The organism is Zhenpiania hominis, assembly GCF_014333425.1.
Taxonomy (GTDB): Bacteria; Bacillota; Clostridia; order Peptostreptococcales; family Anaerovoracaceae; genus Hominibacterium; species Hominibacterium hominis.
This window is the reverse complement of sequence record NZ_JACRYT010000062.1, coordinates 1-1,028: the sequence shown is the minus strand read 5'-3', so window position 1 is coordinate 1,028 and position 1,028 is coordinate 1. Positions and strand designations below refer to the sequence as shown.

Below are 1,028 nucleotides of genomic sequence, written 5' to 3'. Positions count from 1 at the left end.
CCTTCTTTGCTTCATATTGGCTGTCCGCCAGAGCAATCTTATCCTGCAGCTTACGATCCAGACCTCCCAGCTTTTCATCCGCTGCCCGGATTTCCGCTTTCAGCCTCTCTATCGTGCTGGTCAGTCCTTCCCGTTCCGCTGCGATAGCCTTTTCCTCTGCAGAAACCTGAATTTCCCGATCTGCTTCCAGTCCCCGGAGTTTGTTGTCATAGCTGTCTTTAAAGACCTTCGCGCGTTCAATCCGACTGTTTTCTTCCCGGATGCTCTCCAGCTTTCGGTACGCTTCTCCCAGATCGTAGCGCTCCCACCGGTCCGCATCATACTCTGCCGGAATGTCGGAGGCAATCTCTTCAATAAAGGCCCGCTTGTTTTTCAAATCCCGGTTGATGTCCTGCCTGGTCTGAAAGTACACGCTGTTATCCGCCTGGATATCGTGCAGCACCTGCAGGATATTCTGGTCGTAATTTACACCCTCCGGGATCTCCCCGAACTGCTCCCGAATCCAATTCAGATCCCAGTCAAACTCAATGAGATCTAAAATGATCCGGTTCTGCTCCTGCTTGTTCATTCCGATAAAAGCCACCGGATCCAGCTGCAAAGGAGTAAAGAGCTGCTTCAGCATGGACTCCGGACCGGATACTTCCTTCCCGCCTTCTTTCACCGACTTGTAATCCGCCTTATCGGTCCGTTTCTTCCGATCAATATATAGTCCGGTATCCGTCTCAATCAGGATTTCCCCCTCAGACGCACCTTTCCGAATAATATAGTCCCGCTCTGACTGATTGGTCAGTCCATAGCGAATGGCATCGATTACGGAAGTCTTACCGGATCCGTTTGTTCCGGTAATCTCTACGCTGCTCCCGTCCAGTTCGGTTTCCGCGATTCCGAATAAATTCTTGATCTTAATCCTCGTCGTTTTCACTTATGGCCTCCTGTTCTTCTTTTTTCTGCGCCGCCTTTGTCGCGCAGGCTGCACAAAGTTCTTTCCCATATTTTTCTTTTGTGTACGCAGCAAGCTGCCGCGGACT

Annotated in this window: 1 protein-coding gene; it reads right to left on the bottom strand. The window is 50.8% G+C overall.

All coding sequences use genetic code 11. The features are described 5' to 3' along the window. A partial coding sequence (locus tag H9L42_RS16715) for an AAA family ATPase (protein WP_187304528.1) occupies nt 1-922 on the bottom strand: 922 nt, incomplete at its 3' end. Between the last annotated feature and the right edge of the window lie 106 nt (nt 923-1,028).